Below are 1,561 nucleotides of genomic sequence, written 5' to 3'. Positions count from 1 at the left end.
TGTATTTTATCCCTAAAAAGATTGAAATACACTGTTTTTTACAGGCTTTTAATTTTAATATCGTAATGTAAGGATAATATGTCCTTATAATAATAGTTATATTTTTAAACAACCATCAAAAGGAGCTAAATCATGGCTAAGAAGAAAGTTTTTGTAAGTTTTGACTACGACAATGACAAGCATTACAAGGCGCTACTAAAAGCGTGGGATGCAAATCCAAGTTTTGATTTTTATTTCAGTGATCTCTCTTCAACTGAAATTAATAGCTGGTCAGTACCAGTCGTTAAGCAAGTATTATCTAAAAAAATCAATGAGGCCAACTATACAGTTGTTCTTGTTGGTAAAGAGGCAAATAAACAGCACAGTGACCATAAAAAGATTGGGTATAAAAATTGGCTTAATTATGAAGTCGCAAAAAGCAAACAACACGGAAATAAACTTGTAGCAGTAAAGCTTTCAAGTACTAATACAAGCCCTGATGAGCTTTTGGGTTCAGGTGCAACATGGGCTATGAGCTTCAAGCAGGAATCAATAGTCAAAGCATTAAACGAAGCATAAATGGAAGAAGCAAAGTTTAATAATCTTTGTTCACACTACAAAGATACCTTTGATATACATCGAGCATCCATAAAGCAACGAGACACGTTGTTTTATGGATTGCTCGTTATATTGGCAATATTTACATTGCAGCTATCATCTACCGAGATGGTTGTGGGTGTTGTTAATGATTATGTAAATAAAGCAACTGGTATAAAAATAGGCAAGAGTGCTGATTTTGTTTCAACCCTGCTGTGGCTTTTACTTCTTGGTTTTACAACCAGATACTACCAAGTGGTACTTGAAATAGAGCGTCAGTACGGATATTTGCACATACTTGAAAAAAAGTTAAATAGTTATTACCCAGAAACAAAAGTATTTACTCGTGAAGGAAAATCATACTTAAGTAAATACCCTCTATTTTCAAATTGGGTATGGTTTCTTTATACAATTTTCTTTCCAAGTCTTATAATTTTCAGTGTAATAATGAGGGGTAATAGTGAGATTAGAGAAATGCAATCTATTGAGGTAAATCAAATTATAGATTTTGTCTGTTATCTTGTGATTGCAACGAGCTCTATTTTGTATATTTATCGGTTGCATGAATCAAGCATACAAAATATAACAAATCGCTGCACCGGACTAATTACTCGCTGGCGCTCGTAATTAGCCGGTGAGCTCAAGCGTTATGTGCAAAAAACATGTGGCTCGTATACAGTGGTAAAAAAAGGTAAAATATCTAACATAATCCACGAACAAATTAAAGGTAGAATGCTGTAATGGGAAATAATTCAACTCAAATGGTTACTGGGAAAGCATTTGAATATGCAATTTTGAGCGAGTTTAAAGAAAAATTAAACAAAGTTACTAATGTTGAAGTTATTAAAAATGATGCTTATGGAGTAGCAAAGAAGTGTTTCAATGAATTTCAGCATCAAGAGCAAGGACGATATTTATTAACAGCCAGTTTTGCTGTTAATTTTTTAATGGATATAGAGCCTAGGCTTTCTAATGATATAGATGA

Annotated in this window: 3 protein-coding genes; all 3 read left to right on the top strand. The window is 33.1% G+C overall.

Going from position 1 to position 1,561, the window contains the following annotated elements; genetic code table 11:
* Positions 1 to 132 precede the first annotated feature (132 nt).
* On the top strand, positions 133 to 558 hold the full coding sequence (locus BHECKSOX2_RS06515; protein ID WP_139682950.1) for a TIR domain-containing protein: 426 nt from the start codon (positions 133 to 135) through the stop codon (positions 556 to 558).
* Positions 559 to 1,203 carry a hypothetical protein gene (locus BHECKSOX2_RS06510; RefSeq protein ID WP_139682949.1) on the top strand — a complete coding sequence of 215 codons (645 nt, stop codon included), beginning with the start codon at positions 559 to 561 and terminating at the stop codon, positions 1,201 to 1,203.
* A 113-nt stretch (positions 1,204 to 1,316) separates the two neighbouring features.
* Positions 1,317 to 1,561 (top strand): HaeIII family restriction endonuclease (locus tag BHECKSOX2_RS06505; protein ID WP_139682948.1); only part of this gene is annotated, 245 nt, incomplete at its 3' end.

The sequence above is a fragment of the thiotrophic endosymbiont of Bathymodiolus puteoserpentis (Logatchev) genome (assembly GCF_900127505.1).
Lineage (GTDB): Bacteria > Pseudomonadota > Gammaproteobacteria > PS1 > Pseudothioglobaceae > Thiodubiliella.
The sequence above is the reverse complement of the archived record's forward strand: the minus strand, read 5'-3'. Positions and strand labels throughout refer to the sequence as shown.

Bases quoted from the DNA above. Each gene is read 5' to 3' on its own strand.
- BHECKSOX2_RS06515 (WP_139682950.1), top strand. From the start codon at position 133: ATGGCTAAGAAGAAAGTTTTTGTAAGTTTTGACTACGACAATGACAAG.
- BHECKSOX2_RS06510 (WP_139682949.1), top strand. From the start codon at position 559: ATGGAAGAAGCAAAGTTTAATAATCTTTGTTCACACTACAAAGATACC.